Annotated in this window: 22 protein-coding genes; 8 read left to right on the plus strand and 14 right to left on the minus strand. The window is 69.1% G+C overall.

What is annotated here, in order from left to right; genetic code table 11:
* Positions 1–36: 36 nt before the first annotated feature.
* The 5 genes from FHW79_RS04175 to FHW79_RS04195 form a co-directional block, all read right to left on the minus strand.
* A complete protein-coding gene (locus FHW79_RS04175; protein ID WP_247884176.1) occupies positions 37–2,454 on the minus strand; it encodes a TonB-dependent receptor in 2,418 nt (805 codons plus the stop codon).
* A 236-nt stretch (positions 2,455–2,690) separates the two neighbouring features.
* Entirely contained in the window at positions 2,691–3,701 is a 1,011-nt protein-coding gene (locus FHW79_RS04180) for a FecR family protein (RefSeq protein ID WP_183177794.1), read from the minus strand.
* A 118-nt stretch (positions 3,702–3,819) separates the two neighbouring features.
* On the minus strand, positions 3,820–4,344 hold the full coding sequence (locus FHW79_RS04185) for a sigma-70 family RNA polymerase sigma factor (protein ID WP_183177795.1): 525 nt from the start codon (positions 4,342–4,344) through the stop codon (positions 3,820–3,822).
* Positions 4,345–4,545: 201 nt separating this feature from the next.
* On the minus strand, positions 4,546–5,079 hold the full coding sequence (locus FHW79_RS04190; protein WP_183177796.1) for a metallophosphoesterase family protein: 534 nt from the start codon (positions 5,077–5,079) through the stop codon (positions 4,546–4,548).
* 62 nt (positions 5,080–5,141) lie between these two features.
* Complete coding sequence (locus tag FHW79_RS04195) at positions 5,142–5,381, minus strand: DUF4170 domain-containing protein (protein ID WP_035675610.1); 240 nt, start codon at positions 5,379–5,381, stop codon at positions 5,142–5,144.
* Between the two features lie 212 nt (positions 5,382–5,593).
* Here FHW79_RS04195 and FHW79_RS04200 point away from each other — a divergent pair, with 212 nt between their 5' ends.
* Positions 5,594–6,301 (plus strand): cytochrome b/b6 domain-containing protein, encoded by a 708-nt coding sequence (locus tag FHW79_RS04200; protein ID WP_183177797.1) that lies wholly within the window; start codon positions 5,594–5,596, stop codon positions 6,299–6,301.
* 63 nt (positions 6,302–6,364) lie between these two features.
* Here FHW79_RS04200 and FHW79_RS04205 read toward each other — a convergent pair whose 3' ends face one another.
* A complete protein-coding gene (locus tag FHW79_RS04205) occupies positions 6,365–6,793 on the minus strand; it encodes a cytochrome c (protein WP_183177798.1) in 429 nt (142 codons plus the stop codon).
* Positions 6,794–7,056: 263 nt separating this feature from the next.
* Between FHW79_RS04205 and FHW79_RS04210 the strand changes: the two genes are divergently transcribed.
* Both FHW79_RS04210 and FHW79_RS04215 read left to right on the plus strand, forming a co-directional pair.
* The gene (locus FHW79_RS04210; RefSeq protein WP_183177799.1) at positions 7,057–8,262 is read left to right on the plus strand and encodes a pyridoxal phosphate-dependent aminotransferase; all 1,206 of its coding nucleotides are present in this window, start codon (positions 7,057–7,059) and stop codon (positions 8,260–8,262) included.
* 211 nt (positions 8,263–8,473) lie between these two features.
* On the plus strand, positions 8,474–8,821 hold the full coding sequence (locus FHW79_RS04215) for a hypothetical protein (protein WP_183177800.1): 348 nt from the start codon (positions 8,474–8,476) through the stop codon (positions 8,819–8,821).
* Between the two features lie 80 nt (positions 8,822–8,901).
* On the opposite strand, the gene nhaA is transcribed toward FHW79_RS04215, so the two are convergent.
* From nhaA to FHW79_RS04230, 3 genes are all read right to left on the minus strand, one after another.
* Positions 8,902–10,128, minus strand: a complete 1,227-nt coding sequence (gene nhaA / locus FHW79_RS04220) for a Na+/H+ antiporter NhaA (protein WP_183177801.1) — start codon at positions 10,126–10,128, stop codon at positions 8,902–8,904.
* A gap of 153 nt (positions 10,129–10,281) precedes the next feature.
* Complete coding sequence (locus FHW79_RS04225; protein WP_183177802.1) at positions 10,282–12,321, minus strand: elongation factor G; 2,040 nt, start codon at positions 12,319–12,321, stop codon at positions 10,282–10,284.
* A 247-nt stretch (positions 12,322–12,568) separates the two neighbouring features.
* The gene (locus FHW79_RS04230; protein WP_183177803.1) at positions 12,569–13,492 is read right to left on the minus strand and encodes a 2-dehydropantoate 2-reductase; all 924 of its coding nucleotides are present in this window, start codon (positions 13,490–13,492) and stop codon (positions 12,569–12,571) included.
* A gap of 234 nt (positions 13,493–13,726) precedes the next feature.
* On the opposite strand from FHW79_RS04230, the gene FHW79_RS04235 reads away from it, so the two are divergent.
* The 3 genes from FHW79_RS04235 to FHW79_RS04245 all read left to right on the plus strand — a co-directional run bounded on the left by FHW79_RS04235 (position 13,727) and on the right by FHW79_RS04245 (position 15,526).
* On the plus strand, positions 13,727–14,224 hold the full coding sequence (locus FHW79_RS04235) for a cache domain-containing protein (RefSeq protein WP_183177804.1): 498 nt from the start codon (positions 13,727–13,729) through the stop codon (positions 14,222–14,224).
* Positions 14,225–14,463: 239 nt separating this feature from the next.
* Positions 14,464–14,931 carry a Dps family protein gene (locus FHW79_RS04240; RefSeq protein WP_035675596.1) on the plus strand — a complete coding sequence of 156 codons (468 nt, stop codon included), beginning with the start codon at positions 14,464–14,466 and terminating at the stop codon, positions 14,929–14,931.
* Positions 14,932–15,067: 136 nt separating this feature from the next.
* The gene (locus FHW79_RS04245) at positions 15,068–15,526 is read left to right on the plus strand and encodes a DoxX family protein (protein WP_183177805.1); all 459 of its coding nucleotides are present in this window, start codon (positions 15,068–15,070) and stop codon (positions 15,524–15,526) included.
* Positions 15,527–15,572: 46 nt separating this feature from the next.
* Here FHW79_RS04245 and trxB read toward each other — a convergent pair whose 3' ends face one another.
* The 4 genes from trxB to FHW79_RS04265 all read right to left on the minus strand — a co-directional run bounded on the left by trxB (position 15,573) and on the right by FHW79_RS04265 (position 19,203).
* Positions 15,573–16,559 (minus strand): thioredoxin-disulfide reductase, encoded by a 987-nt coding sequence (gene trxB, locus FHW79_RS04250; protein ID WP_183177806.1) that lies wholly within the window; start codon positions 16,557–16,559, stop codon positions 15,573–15,575.
* Positions 16,560–16,706: 147 nt separating this feature from the next.
* Entirely contained in the window at positions 16,707–17,351 is a 645-nt protein-coding gene (locus FHW79_RS04255; RefSeq protein ID WP_183177807.1) for a 2OG-Fe(II) oxygenase, read from the minus strand.
* A gap of 40 nt (positions 17,352–17,391) precedes the next feature.
* Entirely contained in the window at positions 17,392–18,048 is a 657-nt protein-coding gene (locus FHW79_RS04260) for a 2OG-Fe(II) oxygenase (protein WP_183177808.1), read from the minus strand.
* 165 nt (positions 18,049–18,213) lie between these two features.
* Entirely contained in the window at positions 18,214–19,203 is a 990-nt protein-coding gene (locus FHW79_RS04265) for a mitochondrial fission ELM1 family protein (protein ID WP_183177809.1), read from the minus strand.
* A 176-nt stretch (positions 19,204–19,379) separates the two neighbouring features.
* Between FHW79_RS04265 and FHW79_RS04270 the strand changes: the two genes are divergently transcribed.
* On the plus strand, positions 19,380–19,934 hold the full coding sequence (locus FHW79_RS04270; protein WP_183177810.1) for an Lrp/AsnC family transcriptional regulator: 555 nt from the start codon (positions 19,380–19,382) through the stop codon (positions 19,932–19,934).
* A 252-nt stretch (positions 19,935–20,186) separates the two neighbouring features.
* The gene (locus tag FHW79_RS04275) at positions 20,187–21,098 is read left to right on the plus strand and encodes a dienelactone hydrolase family protein (protein WP_183177811.1); all 912 of its coding nucleotides are present in this window, start codon (positions 20,187–20,189) and stop codon (positions 21,096–21,098) included.
* Positions 21,099–21,220: 122 nt separating this feature from the next.
* Here the strand turns inward: FHW79_RS04275 and greA are convergent, their stop codons facing one another.
* Entirely contained in the window at positions 21,221–21,694 is a 474-nt protein-coding gene (gene greA / locus FHW79_RS04280) for a transcription elongation factor GreA (RefSeq protein WP_079285121.1), read from the minus strand.
* Between the last annotated feature and the right edge of the window lie 27 nt (positions 21,695–21,721).

Consider the following 21,721-nt stretch of genomic DNA (forward strand, 5'->3'; position numbering starts at 1 on the left):
CCGCCGTCATGGCTTTGCCGGGTCGGAAATCCGGCCTCAGAAGTCCACTGACACCGACAGCTTGGCCGTCAGCGGGTTGCCCTGGCTGAGGTAGCCGCCGGAGGCCGACGCCCAGTAGGCCTTGTCGGTCACGTTCTCGACCGCCGCCCGGATGGCGACCGGACGGTTCTGGACGTCGGCGATCATCCGCGCGCCGACGTCGAAGCGGGTCCAGCTGGGAATCTTCAACGTGTTGGCGGTGTTGAGATACTGCGACCCGGTGTGGATCACGCGCCCGGTCAGCGTCACGGTGGGGAAGGACGCGGGGAGGAAGGGCAGGTCCCATTCGACGTTGGCGTTGAACTGGTGGCGCGGCACGCCGACGGCGTCCTTGCCTTCGGTCGCGGCGCTGCCGGTGTCGCTCAGCTCCGGATCGATGAAGGTGGCGCCGCCCAGCAGCCGGACGCCCGGCACCGGTTCGCCGTACAGCATCAGCTCGACGCCGCGGTTGCGCTGTTCGCCGGACACGCTGTAGACGCGGGTGAACGCGTCGGTGACGCCGCTGGGCTGCGTGGTCTGGAACAGCGACAGCGACCCGCCGAAGCTGCCGAAGTCCAGCTTGCCGCCGACCTCGTACTGGACCGACCGGTAGGGCTCGAAGATCTCTCCGGAATTGGCCGCGGTGGACGGGGCGGTCGGCCCCTGCGCCAGCCCCTCGATCCGGTTGGCGTAGAGCGACAGCGCCTCGACCGGCTTCACCACCAGCCCGACCACCGGCGTCAGCGCCGACTGGTCGTAGTCGGAGGTGCGGGCGCCGTTGGCCCGGTTGTAGCCGCGGACCTGGATGTTCTGCTGGCGCAGGCCGGCGGTGACCATCACCCGGTCGTTCAGGATCGACACGGTGTCCGACGCGTAGACGCTGCGCAGCACCGACTCGCTGACCTTCGGCAGGTCGCCGACCATGCCGCTGGCCGAGGTCGTCGCCGGGCGCGGGAAGCCGACCATGTTGTAAAGGTTGATGGTGGAGGTCGTACCGAATTCGAAGCCATTGTTGTTGGTCGTCCGCAGCGCGGACGCGCCGGCGTTCAGCTGGTGCCGCAGCGGGCCGGTCTGCAGGTCGGCGCGGACGCCGCCCTGGCCGGTGACGGTGTCGTCCTCGCGCGGGACGGTCAGGCGCCGGACCGTGCCGGTGCCGTCGGGCCGCGTGATGGTGGGGGAGGCGTAGTCGCCGTCCTCGCGCATGCTGCGCAGGCCGAAGGCGCCGTAGGCGGTCAGGTTGGGCAGCAGGTCGTACTCGGCGCGGATCTGGCCGAAGGTGTCGCGCATCCGCGAGTAGCTCCAGGGCTGCGCGTAGTTCTGCGAGGCCGACGGCACCGCCGGGACGAAGCTGCCGACATAGACCACGGGGCGGCCCTGCTCCACCCGCTGGGTCTGGGTGCCGACATCGAGCGTCACGCGGGCGCGCTCGCCGCGGTAATCGAGCGCCAGGGAGCCGAGCTTCAGCGTCCGCTCTTCGCCGTCGATGGCGGTGTCACCGCCGCGGACCGCGGCGTTGGCGCGCACGCCGAACTGCTTGGCGTCGCCGAACCGGCGCCCGACATCCGCAGACAGGCCGAGCCGGCTGTCCATGGCGTAGCTTGCGGTCAGCCGGGTCAGCGGATCATCCTCTGCCCGCTTGGGCACGAGGTTCACGCCGCCGCCGATGCCGGACCCGCTGGGGGCAGCACCGTTGAGGAAGGCGTTGGCGCCCTTCAGCACCTCCACGCGCTCGAACATGTTGGTGGCGACGATCTGGCGCGGAGCGGTGCCGTAGAGGCCGTCGACCGACAGATCCTCCCCCGCCAGTTGGAAGCCGCGGATGACGAAGCTCTCGGAGAAATTGCCGTAGCCGAGGCTGCTGCGCACCGCCGGGTCATTGGCCAGGACGTCGGCGATGGTGTCCGCCTGCTGGTTGCGGATGGTTTCGGCGGTGTAGCTGGTGACGGAGAAGGGGACGTCCATCACGTCCTGGTTGCCCAGCGCGCCGATGCGCCCGCCGCGCGCCACCTGGCCGCCGGCATAGGCCGGGGGCAGGGCGCCGGGGCCGGTGGCGCCCCGGCTGCCTTCGACCTGCAGCGGATCGAGCAGGACGGCGTCGCCGGCGGCCACGCGCTCGACCGTCACGGTTTCGGCGTTGAGGAAGCGGGCGGCCAGTCCGGTGCCGGAAAGCAGGCGGTTCAGCCCCTCGCGCGCGGTCATCGACCCGCTGACGCCGGGGGAATTGACGCCCTGGGTCACGGCGCCGGGGGTCAGCACCTGGATGCGCGTGGCGGTGGAGAAGGCGACGAGCGCCCCGTCCACCGACTGCGGCACGATGGCGAAGGTCACCGGTCCGGCCGGGATCGACTCCTGGGTCGGCTGCGCCACCGCCGCGGGGACGCCGGACAGGAGCAGGCCCGGCACGATCAGCATCGTCGTCGCCAGGAGGCGCCCCATAAGCCGGCCCGGGAGCCGCCCCGTGAGCCCGCGTCCCAGTCGCCCACCCTGGACGCTGTCCCGGCGTCCGTTCGTCACACCCGTCGCTTCACACTTCACCGATGTCATCGCTCGCCTCTGTCGTCCGGTGAGAGAGCGCATCGCTTTCTGCGATTGCGTCTCATTCTCCCTTTCCCGGACATGACGACGGGCGCGCGGCGAACCCTGGGAAGTTTTTTCAGGTCCCGCCGTTTTTTTCAGCGCAGCAGGGTCAGGTAGGGGGTGATGCGGGTGGCGCGCACGCCGAGGCCGCGCTCCAGCGCGTCGATCACGGCGTCCGGCCGGTCGAGCGCGAAGACGCCGGACACGACGCGCTCCGCCGCCTCGTCGTTCAGCAGCACCACCCGGCCCGGCCATTGCCGGTTCAGGACCGCGATGACGGAGGCGAGCGGCTGCTGGCGGAAGACGATCTGGCCCTGGCGCCACGCGAAGGCGACGGCGGGATCCACCGCCCGCGGCCCGGTCAGGCCGTTGGCGTCGGCCTCCGCGGTCTCGCCGGGGCGCAGGCGGACGCTGTCGGGCCAGGGGGCGTTGCCGTCGGCGTTCCGATGGGCGACGACCTCCACCAGCCCTTCGCCTACGGTGACCGTCGTGCGCTCGCTCTCGCGCCGGACGCTGAACTGGGTTCCCAGCACGCGGGCGGCCCCCGCCCCGCCGTCGACGACGAAGGGATGGTCGGGGTCGCGCGTGACGCTGAACCACGCTTCGCCGCGCAGAAGCCGGACGCGCCGTTCGCCATCGCGGTAATCGAGCGCCAGCGCGGTGTCGCCGTTCATGTCGACCGTCGAGCCATCCGGCAGGGTCAAGCTCCGGCGCTGCCCGGTCGCGGTCACCTGATCCGCGACGGCGTTCTGGTACAGCGTCGGTCCGTGCCAGGCGGCAAGGCCGCCGACCACCAGCAGGATGGTCATCGCCGCGGCGAGGCGCCGCACGCCGGCCGCCGCGGGGTGGCGGCGCGGCGCGCTGCGGGACATGGCGTAGGCGGCGCGCGCGGGTTCCTTCAGGTCGTGAAGAAGGGATTGCAGGGCGGTCCAGGCACGGGCGTGAGCCGGGCTGCGGGCCAGCCAGTCGGCGAAGGCGGCGCGCTCCGCCGGCCTGACGTCGTCGGATTGCAGGCGGAAGTGCCACGCGTTGGCTTCCGAGAACAGCCGGTCCTCATCCTGTCCGCCGTCCGCCGGCTCGCTGCGCTGTCCGTCCTGATGATCCATCGCGTCCCGCTGAGCGCTCCCGTTGTCCCGTGTTTTGGGTCGTCTCGTGTCTGGATAGACGGTCGAGGGCGCCCGATCCCTCAAAGAAAATGGCCGGCCGGGACCTTGGCCTGGCCCATCATCGCAGCGGCCGCCGCTTCATGCGCGCGCGGCACTGCTCCAGCGCCGTGCGCAGATGGTACTCCACCGTGCGGGGGGAGATGCCAAGCCGTTCGCCGATGGCGCGGTAGGACAAGCCTTCGACATGATAGAGAAGGAACACGTCCCGGGTCTTGGGCGGCAGGGAGTCAATGGCGCCGCGCAGCCGGGCCATGATTTGGTTCCGCTCCACCACCGCATCGGCCGCAGGGCCGGAGGAGGGCAGTTCCTCGTCGGGCGGACCGGCCTCGCGCAGGCGCTGGCGCCTGGCGGCCCGGCAATGGTCCAGCGCCACGCGGTCGGCCACCACATACAGCAGACCGGCGGGGTTCTGGATCGCCTCGCCATCGGGAAGACGGGCCAGCCGCAGGAAGGCGTCCTGCGCGAGATCGCCCGCCGTTTGGGGATCGCCGGTCCGCCGTGCGATGGCACGCTCCACGCGCAGTCGATGGGCATCGAACAGTTCCGCGATCTTGCGCGCCCAGGCGCCCATGGAGCCCGTCATCGGGCGCCCCGGGAACGGGTATCGTCGGGCAGCGGTGGGCGGAGGGTGTCGGGCACAGACGCGCGGAATGACGGAGGCGAGGGAACCGGCGCCCGTGGGGCCATCGCCCGGAAGGCCGGTCGAACCGGTATAGCCGCATCACGCTTGGAATGCGAACTATTCTTATTATCAAAGTGCGGTGCGGATGCGGCGGGCCGGCTGTCACGGCATGCGCGTGGACTGGTCCGGCTTCTTCGTCCGTTGCCGTGAGGCCAGGATCTGTTCGACGATGACCGGGCGGAAATCCCACACATCCACGCCGACGTCGAATTGCCGGGGCATGCCCTTCAGTTGACCGTGGCTGTGGCCGTGCAGGTTCAGGGCGCCCTTGTACATGCCGTTCCAGGTGCGGAAGGCGTAATGGCACAGCACCAGCCGCCGCTCGCCCAGCAGGAGCTCCGCATAGGCCTGGACGCTCGCCCAGCCGGGCAGGGCCAGGGTGGCGGGGCCGTCGTTGTTGCCGGTGATCAGGTGCTTGGTGCCGTGCAGGCGCTCCAGCAGCGCCGCCATGGCGTCCGGCTTGCGGTGCAGGGCGAAGTCGCCGAGGTGCCACACCTCGTCGTCCGGGCCGACCGTGGCGTTCCAGTTGGCCGCCATGGCCTCGTCCATCTCTGCGACCGACGCGAATGGGCGGCGGAAGCGGCTGAGCGCGCCGGCATGGCCGAAATGCGTGTCGCTGGTGAAGAAGACCGCCATCGGGGGTCCTCAACGCGGCGGCGGCGCGGAGGGTTCCCCGCGCCGCCGTTTGCCGCCATCCGTCAATCGTGCTTGTGCCCGTCCGCCGACGGATCGAGCAGCCGGTGCAGGTGTACGATGAAGTAGCGGGTGTGGGCGTCGTCGATGGTCATCCCGGTGGCGCCGCGCCACGCCTTGTACGCCTCGTCGTAGTTGGGGAAGATGCCGACGATGTGGACCTTCGTCGGATCGACGAACTGGTCGGAGTCGGGACGGACAAGTTCGCCGCCGAAGACGAGGTGGAGAAGCTGCTTGTCGGGCATGACGCGGGCATCCTTGCTTGGATGGGGTTGGGACGGGGTTGGACCGGATTTTTGAGTACGTCATATCCGTCGTCCGCCCGCTTCTTCAAGTGCAATGACAGTGCTGCGACGTCTGGTTATCCCCTGATTGTCGCTTTTTTTTCGAAAGCTGGGCAAAAGGCACCGCCTTGGGGCATAGTCGAAGGAAGAACAGAAGAAGCGAGGGGTGATTCATGGTTGCTGGTAATACCACAAATCGGACGACGGCCCGGCGCGAGGTGGCGGTCTGGGACTTGCCGACGCGCCTGTTTCATTGGGGCCTGGTCCTTCTGGTGGCGGTTGCGGTGGTCTCCGCCAAGACCGACCGCATGACCATCCACATGCTGGCGGGGGAGGCGATCCTGGCGCTCCTGCTGTTCCGGCTGGTCTGGGGAATGATCGGCAGCCAGACCGCGCGCTTCAGCCACTTCGTGAAGGGGCCTCGCGCCGTCCTCGCCTACGCCTGCGGGATGGTTCGCGTCGGGCGCGGCGGCAAGGACTCCGCCCCGGTCGTCGGGCACAACCCGATGGGCGGGCTGATGGTGGTGGCGCTGCTCGGGGCGCTGACGCTCCAGGCGGTGGCCGGGCTCTTCACCTCCGACGACATCCTGGTGGACGGGCCGCTGGTGGCGCAGGCGTCGGGGGGCGTGGTGGCCGCCTTCAGCACGCTGCACCGCATCCTGGCCGACGGGATCCTGATCCTGATCGGCGTGCATGTGCTGGCCGTGCTGGCCTATCTGGTGGTGAAACGGGACAACCTGATCCGCCCGATGGTCACGGGGCGGAAGGCGATCCCGGCGGACGCGCCGGTCGAGTCGCCGAAGCGCCGTCCGGCGGCGCTGGCTCTGGCCGTGCTGGCCGCGGCGGCCGGGCTGGTGGCGGCGGTGGTTCAGGCGGGCTGAGGCTCGCCGCAAGGGCCCTTCCCCGCAACCGGCGGGGAAGGACGCGTTTGCGGACCGGCCGGATCAGTCGGCGCGGTAGCGCTCGTGGCAGGCCTTGCAGGCGCCGCCCACGGCGGCGAACTGCTTGGCGGTGGCGGCCTTGTCGCCGGTGGCGGCGGCGGCTTCCAGCCCCTTGGCGGCCGCCTCGTAGGCCTGGGCCTTGGCGGTGAAGTCGGCGTTGTTCGCCCAGATATCGGCCTTGGCCTTGGTGTCGCCCTTGTCGCTGCCCGCCGGGAACAGGGTGGGGATCTGGGCGGCGAAGGCGCTCATGCGCTGGGCGGCCGGGCCGACCTGGGCGACCTTGTCGCTCCCCAGCAGGTCCTTGATCTCGGCCATCGCGTTCTTGCTGGTCTGGAAACCATCCTTGCGCGCCTTGATCGAATCCTGGGCCATCGCCGTGCCGCCGACGAGGAGCAGGGCGGCCGTGGCGGCCAGCGTGACGCGGGTGAGCATGCAGATCCTCCGGATGATGGATTCGATTAGAAAGAGGTAAGATACCCCGTCCGCCGCGCGGGCTGTCAAGCCGGGCCTGTGCGGTGCAGCAAGCGGCTTCCGCGCCGAACGGCGCGTCCGTCTGCCGGGAAACCGCCCTGCTCGGGGAGTGATCGGCTTGCAAGAGCAATAAGGCGGAAGTAAGGTCCCGCGTCGCGTTCGCGCGGTCATACCAAGTTCTCACCCGAACCTTCCGCCACCTTCGTCATAGGGGCCAGTACGCCATGTCGATCATCGCGTCCCGTCTGTCGCGCATCAAGCCCTCGCCGACCATCGCCGTCACCCAGAAAGCCCGCGAGCTCGCGGCGGCCGGTCGCGACGTCATCGGCCTCGGCGCCGGCGAGCCGGACTTCGACACCCCCGACAACATCAAGGACGCCGCCATCAAGGCCATCCAGGCCGGCGACACCAAGTACACCGCCGTGGACGGCACGCCCGCGCTGAAGAAGGCCATCTGCGCCAAGTTCGAGCGCGAGAACGGCCTGACCTACGCGCCCGACCAGATCACGGTCGGCGTCGGCGGCAAGCAGGTGCTGTACAACGCCCTGATGGCGACGCTGAACCCTGGCGACGAGGTCATCATCCCGGCCCCCTACTGGGTGTCCTACCCGGACATGGTGGAACTGGCCGAAGGCACGCCGGTCTTCGTCTCCTGCCCGGCCGAGCAGGGCTTCAAGCTGCAGCCCGCCGACCTGGAGAAGGCGATCACGCCGAAGACCAAGTGGCTGATCCTGAACTCCCCGTCGAACCCGTCGGGTGCGGCCTACACGCGCGACGAGATGAAGGCCCTGACCGACGTGCTGGTGAAGCACCCGCAGGTCTGGGTGATGACCGACGACATGTATGAGCACCTGCTCTACGACGGCATCGAGTTCGTGACCCCGGCCCAGGTCGAGCCGGCGCTGTACGACCGCACGCTGACCGTCAACGGCGTGTCGAAGTCCTACGCCATGACCGGCTGGCGCATCGGCTACGCCGGCGGCCCGAAGGCGCTGATCAAGGCGATGGGCGTGATCCAGAGCCAGTCGACCTCCAACCCGACCTCGATCGCCCAGGCCGCCGCCGTCGAGGCGCTGAACGGTCCGCAGGACTTCATCAAGGAGCGCGCGGCGGTGTTCGCCCAGCGCCGCGATCTGGTGGTGTCGATGCTGAACCAGGCCAAGGGCATCTCCTGCCCGAAGCCGGAAGGCGCCTTCTACGTCTATCCGTCCTGCGCCGGCACCATCGGCAAGACGACGCCGGATGGCAAGGTGATCGAGACCGACGAGGATTTCGTCACCTACCTGCTGGAGTCGGAAGGCGTCGCGGTCGTCCAGGGTTCGGCCTTCGGCCTCGCCCCGCATTTCCGCATCTCCTACGCCACCAGCACCGAGGCCCTGGAAGAGGCCTGCAAGCGCATCCAGCGCGCCTGCGGCAATCTGAGGGACTGATCTCGGGCGGTTTTTTTGACCGGTCGTCGGGGCCGGTCATCGGGGCCGGTCGTCGGGAAGGGGCCGGAGGCGAAAGCCTCCGGCCCTTTTCTTGTGCGCGGGATCGAGGGGGTGGCTTTCACATCCTGGGCGTTTGGGCGTCTGTGGTATGGGGCGGCGCCTGGATTGCCGGCGCGGCCCTTGGAGATCAACGATCAGGAGCATCCCGACGATGCCTTACGTCGCACCGAACCAGCGGAAGATCGCCGCAGCCACAACCCTTCTGGCCAATCCGGGGCCGTACGATGCCAACCCCATCTTCGCGCCGGTGCCGCAGGCGGCCTGGGCCGAGCGGGGCTACCAGTACACCCTGACCGTCCAATGGTCGAACGTCGCCGTCGAGGGCCTGGACCCGATCACGGTGCGCGCCCACGTCCACTACAAATGGAATGGCAATGCCTGGACCAAGATCGCGGGCAACGCCTGGATTTCCGGCCTGAACGACTGGAGCACCCAGACCTCCGGGGCGGTCGTCGCGATGACGCCCGGCCAGCCCCCGGATCAGAACTATCATCCTTGACGATTCACCCCTGACGGCGCCGTCCTTCACGGCCGATGCGAGCAGGGGGCTGGCGAGGGGGCCCGAAAGGCCCCCTCCGGTCACGCGCCGCGGTCGGCCCCCGCGGCGTGCAGGGACGGCGCGGCGTCCTTGGCCGAGACCAGCCGCAGGACCAGGGCCCCGGCCGTCGCGGACAGGATGGACCCGGCGAAGACGCCCACCTTCACCGCGTCGCCCAGCTCCGGCGAGGTCGGGAAGGCCAGCGCGCCGATGAACAGGCTCATGGTGAAGCCGATGCCGCACAGCAGGGCGACACCGTAGAGCTGCGCGGTGCTGGCCCCCGCCGGCATGCCGGCGAAGCCCAGCCGGATGGTCAGCCAGGCGGTGCCGAACACCCCGACCATCTTGCCGAGGAACAGGCCGAGCGCGATGCCCAGCGGCAGCGAGCCGGTGAGGATCGAGGCGTCCATCCCGGCGAAGGACACGCCCGCGTTGGCGAAGCCGAAGACCGGGACGATCAGGAAGGCGACCCAGGGATGGATGCCGTGCTCCAGCCGGAGCAGCGGCGCATGCGGGTCCGCCGCCGCGCCGGAGACGGGACGCAGCGGGATGGTCAGGGCCAGGGTCACGCCGGCCAGCGTCGCGTGCACGCCGGACAGCAAAACCGCGCCCCACAGGCCCACGCCGAGGACGAGATAAGGCGGGAGGCTGCGCACGCCGAACCGGTTGAGGCCGATCAGCACCGCCAGGAGCAGAGCCGCCACGCCGAGCGCGGGGAGGGACAGGTCGGCGGTGTAGAACAGGGCGATGATGATGACCGCGCCCAAATCATCGATGATCGCCAGGGCCGTCAGGAAGATCTTGAGCGAGACGGGAACGCGCGGCCCGAGCAGCGACAGCACGCCGAGCGCGAAGGCGATGTCGGTCGCCGCCGGGATCGCCCAGCCGCGCACCGTCTCCGGATTGCCGCTGTTGAAGGCGAGATAGACCAGCGCCGGCACCAGCATGCCGCCCGCCGCGGCGACGCCCGGCAGGATGCGGCACGACCAGGTGGACAGCTGACCGTCCAGCATCTCCCGCTTGATTTCCAGCCCGACCAGCAGGAAGAAGATCGCCATCAGCCCGTCGTTGATCCAATGGCCGATGCTGAGCCCCAGGACGTAGGTGTGCAGCGTGTCGAAGTAGGCGGCGGAGAGGGGGGAGTTCGCCACCACCAGAGCCAGCGCCGCGGCGACCATCAGCAGGATGCCGCCCGAGGCCTCGTTGCTCATGAAGTTGCGGATGAAGGCTGCCGGGCGCCGGCCGGCGGGTTGCCTGTGAGCATCCATGGCGCGCTGTTCCTTTCGTGTACGGCCAATTAAATCGGTCGGGTGACACGTGGGGATGCGGAGGGGCCACGGACAGGTTGAATCGACCGGATTGAACCGAAAACGACCCCCTCTCCCGCTCCCGGAATGGGGCGGGAGAGGGAATTTGAGGGCTTATTGCGCGGCCAGCGTCTCCCGGCGGATCTCCACTGCCTTGTCGGCGGCCTTGCCGGTCAGCTCCTGCAGCCGTTCGAAGCTCCAGGTGAAGGTGCCGACGCCGAGCGACAGGGAGCGCAGCTCGACGATCAGGTCGTGCATCTCGGCCTGCGGCAGATAGGCCTTCACCTCGTCCCAGCCCTGCCAGCCGGGGCGCGCGTCGTAGCCCAGGATCTGCCCGCGCCGTCCGCTGACCAGCCGCTGCACCTTCGAGGTGAAGTCGCTGGGCACGGCGATGGAGACGGTCAGGATCGGCTCCAGCAGCACCGGCTCGCAGGCCGGAAGCGCCTCGGTCATCGCCTGCCGCGCCACCGTCTTGAAGGCCATCTCGGAGCTGTCCACGGCGTGGAACTGGCCGCCGGTCAGCTTCACCGCGAAATCCACCACGGGGAAGCCCAGCGGCCCGCGCACCGCGTAGTCGCGCACGCCGGTCTCCACCGCCGGGATGAACTGGCGCGGCACGACGCCGCCGACAACGCCGTCCTCGAACTGGAAGCCCGTGCCGCGGGGCAGCGGCTTGACCTCCACATGGATGTCGGCGAACTGGCCGTGGCCGCCGGTCTGCCGCTTGAAACGGGCGTGGTGGGCCGTGCCCTTGCGGATTGACTCGCGGTAGGGCACCTGCGGCGGCACGCCCTTGACCGAGACGTTGAACTTGTTGCGCAACCGGTCCATGGCGATCTGGAGATGGATGTCGCCCTGCCCCCACAGCACCAGCTCGCCGGTGTCGGTGGACTGGTCCAGCTTCAGCGACGGGTCCTCTTCGACCAGCTTCTGGATGGCCGCGGTCAGCTTCACCTCGTCGTTGCGGTTCTGGGCGTGCAGGGCGAGGCCGAAGACGGGCGGAGGCAGCTCCGGCCACAGCGCCGACCGGCCGGCGTTGCCCTTGTCGGTCAGCAGGTCCCCGGTCGCCGCCTTGTCGAGCCGGCCGAGCGCCACCACCTCGCCGGCCGCCGCCTGGGACAGCTTCTCCTGACTGTGACCCATCATGCGGAAGACGCCGGACACCCGCTCCCCGCCCAGCGTCATGCCGTCGTTGACCGTGCCACGCCAGACCCGGGCGAGGCTGATCTTTCCGGCATGGGAGCCGTTCAGCGTCTTGAAGACCTGGGCGGCCACCGTGGCGTCCGCCGGGATTCCGGCGCGCTCCGCCGAGGTGGCGACGTCCGGCCCCTCGTGGCGCAGCGCCTTCAACAGCCGGCGGATGCCGTTGTCGTTCTCCGCCGAGCCGAAGAAGACCGGGACGATCAGGTCGTCGGCCAACTCGCTGGCCAGCCGGTCGTAAATCTCCTGCGTGTCGGGGGCGACGTCCTCCAGCAGCTTTTCCAGAAGCGCGTCGTCATAGTCGGCCACGGCCTCCAGCATCTCCTGCCGGGCCTCGTGCTCGCGGTCCTTCAAGCTGTCGGGAATCTGGACGAGGTTGGACGGCTTGTGCGGGTTGAAGTGCCAGGCGCGCTCGCTGACCAGATCGACGAAGCCGGTGATCTTGCCGCCCTCGCGGATCGGCACTTCGCGCAGCACCAGCTTGCGCGCCGACACCGCCTGATAGGCCTGCACCACGTCGCGCACCCTGAGGTCGCCCAGGCTGTCCACCTTGTTGATGAACAGCAGGTGGGGGATGCGGTTGTCGTCGAGGAACTTGAACAGGGGGGCGAGCAGCACGGCCTTTTCCGGCGCCGCCTCGGCCACGATCACGGCGACGTCCGCCACCATCAGGGCGCTCTGCGTCTCGCAGGCCAGCTCCACCGAGCCGGGGCAGTCGAGCACGCTCCAGCGCTCGCCCAGGAACTCGAAGGAGGCGACGTTGACCTCGACGCTCATCTGCCGGGCCTTGGCCTCGGGGGAGCTGTCGCCGACCGCGTTGCCGTCGCGGACGCTGCCCTTGCGCGTGGTCGCCCCGGCGGCGGACAACAGGCTTTCCAGAAGCGATGTCTTGCCGCTGAGATAGGGGCCGACCAGCGCGGCGCAGCGGGCCGTCTGGATCTGTGAATGGGGCATGCACACCTCCCGTATGGCGTCTTCCCGTGTGGGCATCGGCCGGAACGCCGGGTGGCCTGGGTGGGCCGGGTTGGGACGCTGTGGCCGGATGCACCGGCGGCGCGCGTGGCCCTGACAGGGTGCCGGACTGGTCCGGTGCTTTGAAAACAGTGCCTTTTCAACGTTATGGTCCACCCGTGGCGGGGGACCTGTCGATGGAAAAAAGGGGCGGCATGACGTCACGCCGCCCCTGCTGGGGTGTCACTCCTTAGGGCGGTCCGTCGGCGTAGGGCGCCAGGGCCGCCGCGATCACCCGGTGGACGGGCGTCGGCACTCCCAGCTCCGACCCGAGTTGAACCACCGCCCCGGACAGCCAGGGCAGCTCCAGCCGTCCGCCCCGCGTCAGGTCGTTGAGCATGGACGAGGTCATGGCCGGCGGCAGGCCGTCGAGCAGCGCCTCGACGCGGGCGACGATGCCGGTGCCCAGATCCACATCGCGGGCGCGGGCCAGCCGGGCGACCTCGGCCACCGCGTCGAGGAACAGGGCGCGGCTTTCCGGGACGCGGCGGATCACCCCGGCGGGCTGGCGGGTCAGGGCGGTGACCCCGCTGAAGGGCGCCAGGAAGGCGAACTTCTCCCACTGCGCGCGCAGGATCGCCGCGGACAGCACCGCCTCGAACCCGGCCGCCTCGGCCAGCGCGTGGAAGGCGGTCAGCCGGGGCGAGGGGCGCCCGTCCAGCTCCCCGTAGGTCAGGCGGGCCAGCGTCCCGGTGTGGCGGATCACGCCGGGGGCGGCGATGGTGGCGCCGATGTGGGCGACGCCGCCCGCCACATATTCCCGCCCCAGGAGCTGGCACAGCGTGTCGAGCCCGGTGACGCCGTTCTGCACGGTGACCACCACCGTGCCCGGCTTCACCAGCGGTCGGCAGGCCTCGGCGGCGCGGTCGGTGTCCCACAGCTTGACGGCGAACAGCACGAGGTCGACCGGCCCGACCTCGGCCGGGTCGTCGGTTGCGCGGACGTCGGTCAAATGCAAGGGTGCGGCCTCGCTCTCGATGCGCAGGCCGTCGCGGCGGATGGCCTCCAGATGCCGGCCGCGCGCGATGAAATGCACCTCGGCTCCGCGGGTCGCCGCGAGGCGCGCGCCGAAATAGCCGCCGACCGCGCCCGCCCCCATGATTGCGATGCGCATGCGATGCTCCTCCCAAATGCGGTCCGGGCCGGCGCGCTCCGTTGGATGGGGCCGGGGAATCGGCGGAGGCCGGGCGGGCCTTTGGTGCCGGACGCTGGGGGACAGTGTGGCGCGCGCGGAACTTTGCGGCAATAGGCCGCAGGATTGCGGATTGCCGGACGCCAACATTCTTTCGACAGTGGGCGAACCGATCGGCGCCCTTTTTCCTGCATTGGCCGATCCGGGGGATTTGCCATGAGCGCCTTTGTCCGCGCCTTCGTCCGAACGCCGCCGCTCCGCGTCTTGAGGGTCTTGCTGATCACCCTTCTGGTCGCGGCGGTCCATCCCGCGGGCACCCGCGCCCAGACCGACGACCCGGAGCGGGTCCGCGCCATCGCTCTGAAGGCGGCGGACCTGATCGCCGCGCGGGGGCTGGAGGCGGCGGCGGCGGTGTTCAACCGCGACGGCGAGTTCCGGCACGAGGCGCTCTACGTCACGGTCATCGACTTCGCCGGGGTGTGGAAGGTCTATCCGCCCCGGCCTGCCGGGGTCGGGATGAGCGTGATCAACGTGAAGGACCCCGACGGGCGCGACATCGTCCGCGACATCCTGTCGGTGGCGCGCGACGCCGGCGAGGGCTGGGTGGAGTATCGCTGGCTGAACCCGGCCAGCAACCGGATCGAGCCGAAGACCACCTTTGTGAAGCGGGTGCCGGGCCAGGATCTGGTCGCCTATGTCGGGCTGTACCATTGACGGCGTGGGGACGTGCGTTCGAAGCGCTTGATGCGGACGCTGTTGCGGCGCACATCTTGACCCGCACCGGGCGCGCCCAAGCTTGTCGGGGTGGCCTTCACGGCATGCCGGGGCATGCGGGTTGCGCAGGGCTGCTTTTTAGAAAGTTTCTAAAGTAGGGTCTTTACCCGGGGCGCAGCGGGGCGTAGCCTTGATTGCAGCCAAGAATGGAAGACAACCCCTCGGAGGATTGGGAAACCATGCAGATCGACATCGGGATCGCGGAAGCCGACCGCAAGGCCATCGCCGAAGGCCTGAACAACGTGCTGGCCGACACCTTCGCCCTGTACCTGAAGACGCATTCCTTCCACTGGAACGTCACGGGGCCGATGTTCAACACGCTCCACACCATGTTCATGACCCAGTACACGGAACTGTGGACCGCCCTGGACGAGGTGGCGGAGCGCATCCGCGCCCTCGGCTACCCGGCGCCGGGCAGCTTCTCGCAGTTCACCAAGCTCGCCTCGATCAAGGAGGAGCAGGGCGTTCCGAACGCCCAGGAGATGCTGCGCCAGCTCGTCGAGGGGCATGAGGCCGTCGCCCGCACCGCCCGCAAGGTCTTCCCGACCGCCGAGGAGGCCAACGACCAGCCGACCGCCGACCTGCTGACCCAGCGTCTGCAGATCCACGAGAAGACCGCCTGGATGCTGCGCTCCATGCTGGAATAGTCGGCCCGCCCAGCGGCCCGCGATTCGATGGGGCGCCGTCCTTCGGGGCGGCGCCCCGTCTTTTTGGGCGTCAGGAAACAACCGGCTGGGGCCGCGCGTTCTCCTCGGATGTCCGATGGACGCGGGAGAGGGCGCCATGGCCTCCTACAACTATGACAGAACGCGGGGAGCGGACCGGGCGGCGACGGGCGGGCAGGATCTCCTGCTGCTGGCCGCAAGGCTGCTGATCGGGGCGATCTTCGTGGAGAGCGGCTTCGGCAAGCTGATCGATCTCGGGGGCTTCGCCGGGAATTTGGCGGGCCAGGGACTGCCCATGCCGATGCTGCTGGCCGTGCTCGGGGGTGCGGTGGAGTGCTTCGGCGGGCTGGCGGTGGTGCTGGGAGCCTGGACGCGGCTGGCCGCGGCGGCGGTGGTCCTTTTCACCATCATGGCGACGCTGATCGCCCACCGCTACTGGACCTACCCGCCGGAGGCCCAGGGGATGCAGCGCATCCAGTTCATGAAGAATCTCGCCATCATCGGCGGCTTCCTCGCGCTGATCGCCGCCGGGGCCGGGCGGTTCAGCGTCGACGGGCTGATGAACCGCCGCCGATGAACCGGCGGTAGGAAGGGGCCGGTCGCCCGGCCCCCGCGCCACCGGGTTACCAGTTGCCCGCCGGGCTCGGCTCGCCCGCGTGGTGGGCCAGCCAGCGCTCGGCCTCCAGGGCGGCCATGCAGCCCATGCCGGCGGCGGTGACGGCCTGCCGGTACACCTTGTCCTTCACGTCGCCGGCGGCGAAGACGCCCGGCACGTTGGTGGCCGTCGAGTCGGGGGCGGTGACGATGTAGCCCTCGGAGTCGGTCTCCACCTTGCCCTGGAAGACGGCGGTGGCCGGCACATGGCCGATGGCGACGAAGACGCCGGCCACCGGGATCACCCGCTCCTCGCCCGACTTCACGTTCTTGACGCGCACGCCGGTGACGCCACGCGGGTTCCCCATGGAACCGTCGCCCTCGCCGACGATCTCCTCGACGACGCTGTCCCAGACCACCTCGATCTTGGGGTTGCGGAACAGCCGGTCCTGCATGATCCGCTCGGCGCGGAAGCCGTCGCGGCGGTGGATGACCGTCACCTTGGAAGCGTGGTTGGTGAGGTACAGCGCCTCCTCCACCGCGGAGTTGCCGCCGCCGATCACCGCGACCTCCTTGCCGCGGAAGAAGAAGCCGTCGCAGGTGGCGCAGGCCGAAACGCCGAAGCCGCGGTAGATCTCCTCGCTGGAGATGCCCAGCCAGCGCGCCTGCGCGCCGGTGGCGATGACGACGCTGTCGGCGGTGTAGGTGTCGCCCGAGTCGCCCTTGCAGACGAAGGGGCGCTGGCTGAAATCGACGTCGGTGATCAGGTCGAAGACCATCTTGGTCCCGACATGCTCCGCCTGCTTCTGCATCTGCTCCATCAGCCACGGCCCCTGGATGGGGTCGGCGAAGCCGGGATAGTTCTCGACGTCGGTGGTGATCATGAGCTGGCCGCCCGGCTGCATCCCCTGCACCATCAGCGGCTGCAGGTTGGCGCGCGCCGCGTAGATGGCCGCGGTGTAGCCGGCGGGACCGGCGCCGATGATGAGAACCTTGGTGTGGTGGGTGCTGGGCATCGCTCTGTCCGTCACGATCTGGGCTGGCGCGGACCATAGGGCCGCGCCGAACATATGGTCCAGATCCGGCGCGCTGTCACCGGAAAGCCTGCCATGCCGGCCCATCATGGGGAGGATGTTTCACCCCGGCCGTCCGGGAAACGCCCATCAATACCGGGCCGGCACGGTTCCCGACCGGTTCTTCAGCCAGGCGCCGACGCGGTGGCGCCACTGTTCGTGCCAGATGTAGACGCTGTTGCGGACCCAGTTCATCTGCACGGCGCGGCGCCGGCCCTCGAAGGAATGGTGCCCGTGCCACGAGGTGTCGCAGCGGCGGAAGCACAGCAGCGTGCCCTCGTCCGGCGGCACCTCGGCGGCGTAATCCTCCAGGTTCGGGCTGCGCAGCACGCGCAGGCGCCCGCCCGACGCCTCCCAGGGCGGGTTCATGTAGATCAGGACGGTGACGATCTTGCTGGCCGAATCGGGGTGGATCTTGCCGTCGGTCGCCCGGCACATGCCACGGGCGGTGAACATGGTCGGGTAGCGCGACAGGTCCAGCCCGAACTTCTCCGAAAAGGCTTGGCAGACCGCCTCGCCGCGCAGCTCCTCGATCAGAGCGTCGAAGGCCGGCCCCTGCGGGAAGACGCCGAGCGGGATCGAGCCGGGCTTGTCCACCTTGGGGTAGTCGCGGTGCAGGGCCTCCAGATGCTCCCGCTTCACGAAGCCGGGGACGCAGAGGAAGTCGAACGGCTCGTGCTGAAGCGGGGTGGCGCGGAAGCGGTCCAGATCCAGCATGGAGGTGGGCATGGACATGGGGCGGTCTCCAGACGGCAACAATTCAGGCGACGGCAATTCAGGCGACGGGCGTGTCGGGGAAGGCCAGCTCGTGGCGGGCGCGCCATTCCGGGCCGACATAGTTCACGATGATCGACTTGCGCACGCCGCGGATCGGGCGCGGGGCGAAGCCATGCCACGTGTTCGTCCCGGGAACGAAGACCAGTCCCCCGTTGAAGGCGTAGGGCGCGCGGGTGACGACGGTGCGGGTGGCGTCCAGCACGTCGGTGCCCCAGCCGGCGCAGTCCGGCCCCCTGGAGAGATAGATCAGCATCGTGAACTTCTTGACGCCGATGTCGGTGTGCGGCTCCAGCCAGAAGCCGTCGGTGTCCTGGCAATATTCGATGCGCAGCGAGGTGCCCGCCAGATCGACGCCACAGATGCGCCCGATCGCCTCCGTCACCGCACGGCGCTGGAAGGCCGTGGCGACCGCGTCGCAGACGGGATGCTCGGCGCGGCTGCGGGCGCAGAAATAGCTGCGGGTGGCGTTGTTGGTGTCGCGCTTGCCCATGGTGTCGCCGACCGGAGGCGGTGCCCAGGGCAGGGCGGCGATGCCGTCCGCGGTCTCCTCGGGAAGCGCGCGCGACAACAGCCAGTGGCGATAGGGGTCATCCTTGGTCGGGGCGTCGTCCAGGCAGCGGATGAAGGCGTCCTGGACCGCGTCGGGCGAAACCATGCGAAAAGATCCAATGCGTCCAAGCGGTAAAGTCGAATTACCACGCGCCGGGACACGCGCTAAATGAATTAGCGTTCATGAACCGTTTGACAGGATTCTCTCCCGAACAGTGCAAGCAGACAACGATACGTCGTGCCATCGCGGAGCGGGGGTGTGCTCCGGATTTCATGCGCCATGCTTGGCTCGGTGGGCCAAAAGACGATGGCGCAACTCGTCGGCGACTTGCCGGGTGTCGTCCAACGTTGGGTAAGTCCAGTGGTCCAGGGCTCCGGTGAAGGGCCGGGTGAAGCCTTCCTTGTAGAGTGCTTCATGGAAGTTGCGGAATTTCGGTGAACCGCCCTCCAACTCGATCACATAGACCGGCTTTCCGGTGGAGCAGGCCTCGGAGGTCATGGACACGCTGTCGCAGGTCACCACCACGGCGTCGGCGAGCCCGAGATAGGCGAAATAGGGATTCTCCCCCGTGCCGTCCCACACCTCCGCCGGCAGGCCGTTCAGGCGGGCGCGCAGGATCGCCTCGTTGTCGGCGCCGGTGCGGCGCGACGGGGTGACCATCAGACCGGCCCCCTTGCCGCGGGCCAGTTCCGACAGCTTCTCCGCGACGTCGCCCATGATGGTCGGGGTCAGGGCGTAGACGCCGTTGGTGCCGCCGATCAGCACGGCGACCCGCGGGTGGGGCAGGTCGGCGAGCCGGGGGGCGTGGCGCTGCGCGGCCTCGGCCAGCAGCTTGGGCGTCACGCGGTGCAGGGCGCCGCGGGTGGCCATGACGTTGGGGCCGCGCAGCCGGTCGTGGCGGGGCACCACGACGAGGCCGAAGTGGCGCGGGTTGATCTGCGGGTCCTGGATGTAGACGGTGAAGGTCCGCCCGCGCGACTGCTTGCTGGCGGCCAGCAACGGCGCGATGGCCTGGCGCCCCGACCCGATCATCAGGTCGGGCCAGGGCGCGCGGATGGGATCGCCCTCCGGCCCGGCGGCGAAGCGGTTGCCCAGCCGCAGGAAGGGGCTGAGCTGGCGCCACGGGCTGCGCAGCCGCACGCGCTTCACGACGGGAGTGAGGCCCAGCGCCTCGGCGAGGCCGATGCACTGGTTTTCCATGCCGGGCTTGCCGTCCGACACGACCCAGCAGGTGAGGGAACCGGAAAGGGAGGACTGCATCGTCACACGAATGGTTTGGGGGTGCGTCTGGTTGTCGCGCCTGGGTGGGCGTCGGGGCTGGATACATCGATGGAAAGTTTTTCCACCGGCGCCGATACGGGTTTCTTGCTTGGCGTCGATGGCTGCGCCGTGTAATATCCTTTCTTCAAATCACCCCCGGAGCGACCGAGCAAACCATGCGGCGGGTCAAACTCGACCGAATTGACCGGCGGATTTTGCGCGACCTGCAAAATGACGGCCGGATGACCAACGTAGAACTCGCGAGGCGTGCCGGCATCTCTGCCCCTCCGTGTTTGCGGCGTGTCCGCGCCTTGGAAGAGGCGGGCTTCATCCGCGGCTATCACGCCGACATCAACCCCGACGCGCTCGGGTTCGGTGTCACCGTGTTCGCCCAGGTTGGCCTGTCCAGCCAAGCTGAAGTGGACCTAAAGAAATTCGAGGAACTCGTCAACTCCTGGCCCATGGTGCGTGAGTGCAACATGCTGGCTGGCGAGTATGATTTCCTGCTGAAGATCGTGGCGGAGGACTGGGACGACTACCAGCGCTTTCTGACCACGAAGCTGACGGCGGCGCCCAACGTGGCGCACGTCAAGTCGGCCCTGTCGATCCGCACGTCGAAGCACACGCCCGGTGTGCCGATCGACGTCGACTCGCCGGACATCCCCGATTCGCTGGAGGATGACGACGAGGAGGTTGAGGACGAGTCCTCGACCCGTGTGGCACGCCGCTGACGCGGCTTCGCACCGACGCATAGCCATTCACGGACAGCCGGCATCGCACCCACCTGTGGGGCGCGTTGCCGGCTGTTCGCGTTCCGGGGGCAGACGTCCTCGCGTAATTTTATGACGCCGAGCATTTCCGAAAATGGATTCCTGCCCGTCTTCGCACATGCGATGTTTTTCGCGGCGAAGGTGCTAAACTTGCGCGACACCGACTCCGCCGCTTTTGCCCGTGACGATTTTGTCCGTGATCGGGAGACGATGATGGCCTCACCCCGCCGCCGTGCCCTTCCGCCGCGCCTGTTCCTGCCGACGCTGGCGCTCGCCGCCGCCTTGGCCCTGCCGCCCCTGCTCGGCTCTCCGCCGGCCGCAGCGGCCACGCCGGGCGTCCATGCGGAGGAGATTGTCCGCTTCCCCTCGCTCGACGCCGACCTGACCAGCGGCGCCCCGACCCCCCTGACCGGGCGCTTCCTGCGCCCCAAGGCCGACGGGCCCCATCCCACCGTCGTCCTTCTGCACGGCTGCAGCGGCCTCTACGCCAAGACCGGGAGGGTGGCGTCCCGGCACATCGACTGGGCGCTGACGCTGCGCGAGCAGGGTTACGCGGTGCTGATGGTGGACAGCTTCGGCCCGCGCGGCGTGGCGGAGGTCTGCACGGTCAAGGACCGCTCCGTTCGGGCGACGGAGGAGCGCAAGCGCGACGCCTGGGCAGCGCTGGCTTATCTGCGCGCGCGCAGCGACGTGGACAGCGACCGGATCGCCCTGATGGGCTGGTCGCAGGGGGCGGGCACGGTGTTGGCCGCCTATGGGCCGGGTGGGCAGGGGAACGGCTTCCGCGCCGCCATCGCCTTCTATCCCGGCTGCCGGACTCCGCTGAGCGACGCCGACTGGCAGCCGGAAGGGCCGTTGCTGATGCTGCTGGGCGGCAAGGACGAATGGACCCCGGCCGAGCGCTGCCTGGAACTGGCGAACCGCGAACCGGTGAAGGAGCGCACCGAGGTGGTGGTCTACCCCGACGCCCATCACGGCTTCGACTCCCCCCATTCGCCGCTGCGCAAGCGCCGCAATCTGGCGACCGCCCCGGCGGGCGAGGCGACGGTCGGCACCGACGAGTCCGCCCGCAAGGACGCCATCGAACGGGTCAGCGCCTTCCTGGCGGAGCGGCTGCGGGGGTAGGAAGGCGGGTCACGGGTGAAAACAAAGCGCCCCGCACCGGTTGTCGGTGCGGGGCGTTTCGGTTCGCGGTCGGTGGCGGGGCTTGGGTCTTGTGGACCGGCCCCTGAAGCTTGAACCCGCGCTTACTTGAAGGCGACGGTGACGATCTCGTAGACCTTGGAGCCGCCGGGGGTGGAGACCTCCACGCTGTCGCCGACCGATTTGTTGATCAGCGCGCGGGCCAGCGGCGCCTGGATGGACAGCATGCCGTTCTTGATGTCGCTCTCGTCCTGGCCGACGATCTGGTAGGTGATCTCCTCGTCGGTGTCCTCGTCCGCGAGCGTGACGGTGGCGCCGAACTTCACCGAACTGCCGGACAGCTTCGTCGGGTCGATGACCTCGGCGCGGCTGATCTTGTCCTCCAGCTCCGCGACGCGGCCCTCGATGAAGCTCTGGCGTTCACGCGCGGCGGTGTATTCGGCGTTTTCCGACAGGTCCCCGTGCTCACGCGCCTCGGCGATCGCCTTGATGACGTTGGGCCGTTCGACAGTCTTGAGGTGCTTCAACTCCTCTTGCAGGCGGTTGTATCCCGCCGCAGTCATTGGAACTTTTTCCATCGTTCAATCCATCACCATGCCGACGCA

The organism is Azospirillum sp. OGB3 (genome assembly GCF_014192915.1).
GTDB lineage: Bacteria > Pseudomonadota > Alphaproteobacteria > Azospirillales > Azospirillaceae > Azospirillum.

Bases quoted from the DNA above. Each gene is read 5' to 3' on its own strand.
- FHW79_RS04230 (WP_183177803.1), bottom strand. From the start codon at position 13,492: ATGCGCATCGCAATCATGGGGGCGGGCGCGGTCGGCGGCTATTTCGGC.
- trxB (WP_183177806.1), bottom strand. From the start codon at position 16,559: ATGCCCAGCACCCACCACACCAAGGTTCTCATCATCGGCGCCGGTCCC.
- FHW79_RS04190 (WP_183177796.1), bottom strand. From the start codon at position 5,079: ATGGCGGTCTTCTTCACCAGCGACACGCATTTCGGCCATGCCGGCGCG.
- FHW79_RS04225 (WP_183177802.1), bottom strand. From the start codon at position 12,321: ATGCCCCATTCACAGATCCAGACGGCCCGCTGCGCCGCGCTGGTCGGC.
- FHW79_RS04240 (WP_035675596.1), top strand. From the start codon at position 14,464: ATGCAGATCGACATCGGGATCGCGGAAGCCGACCGCAAGGCCATCGCC.
- FHW79_RS04235 (WP_183177804.1), top strand. From the start codon at position 13,727: ATGAGCGCCTTTGTCCGCGCCTTCGTCCGAACGCCGCCGCTCCGCGTC.
- nhaA (WP_183177801.1), bottom strand. From the start codon at position 10,128: ATGGATGCTCACAGGCAACCCGCCGGCCGGCGCCCGGCAGCCTTCATC.
- FHW79_RS04175 (WP_247884176.1), bottom strand. From the start codon at position 2,454: ATGGGGCGCCTCCTGGCGACGACGATGCTGATCGTGCCGGGCCTGCTC.
- FHW79_RS04195 (WP_035675610.1), bottom strand. From the start codon at position 5,381: ATGCCCGACAAGCAGCTTCTCCACCTCGTCTTCGGCGGCGAACTTGTC.
- FHW79_RS04215 (WP_183177800.1), top strand. From the start codon at position 8,474: ATGCCTTACGTCGCACCGAACCAGCGGAAGATCGCCGCAGCCACAACC.
- FHW79_RS04260 (WP_183177808.1), bottom strand. From the start codon at position 18,048: ATGGTTTCGCCCGACGCGGTCCAGGACGCCTTCATCCGCTGCCTGGAC.
- FHW79_RS04185 (WP_183177795.1), bottom strand. From the start codon at position 4,344: ATGACGGGCTCCATGGGCGCCTGGGCGCGCAAGATCGCGGAACTGTTC.
- FHW79_RS04245 (WP_183177805.1), top strand. From the start codon at position 15,068: ATGGCCTCCTACAACTATGACAGAACGCGGGGAGCGGACCGGGCGGCG.
- FHW79_RS04270 (WP_183177810.1), top strand. From the start codon at position 19,380: ATGCGGCGGGTCAAACTCGACCGAATTGACCGGCGGATTTTGCGCGAC.
- FHW79_RS04265 (WP_183177809.1), bottom strand. From the start codon at position 19,203: ATGCAGTCCTCCCTTTCCGGTTCCCTCACCTGCTGGGTCGTGTCGGAC.
- FHW79_RS04205 (WP_183177798.1), bottom strand. From the start codon at position 6,793: ATGCTCACCCGCGTCACGCTGGCCGCCACGGCCGCCCTGCTCCTCGTC.
- FHW79_RS04180 (WP_183177794.1), bottom strand. From the start codon at position 3,701: ATGGATCATCAGGACGGACAGCGCAGCGAGCCGGCGGACGGCGGACAG.
- greA (WP_079285121.1), bottom strand. From the start codon at position 21,694: ATGGAAAAAGTTCCAATGACTGCGGCGGGATACAACCGCCTGCAAGAG.
- FHW79_RS04210 (WP_183177799.1), top strand. From the start codon at position 7,057: ATGTCGATCATCGCGTCCCGTCTGTCGCGCATCAAGCCCTCGCCGACC.
- FHW79_RS04200 (WP_183177797.1), top strand. From the start codon at position 5,594: ATGGTTGCTGGTAATACCACAAATCGGACGACGGCCCGGCGCGAGGTG.
- FHW79_RS04275 (WP_183177811.1), top strand. From the start codon at position 20,187: ATGGCCTCACCCCGCCGCCGTGCCCTTCCGCCGCGCCTGTTCCTGCCG.
- FHW79_RS04255 (WP_183177807.1), bottom strand. From the start codon at position 17,351: ATGTCCATGCCCACCTCCATGCTGGATCTGGACCGCTTCCGCGCCACC.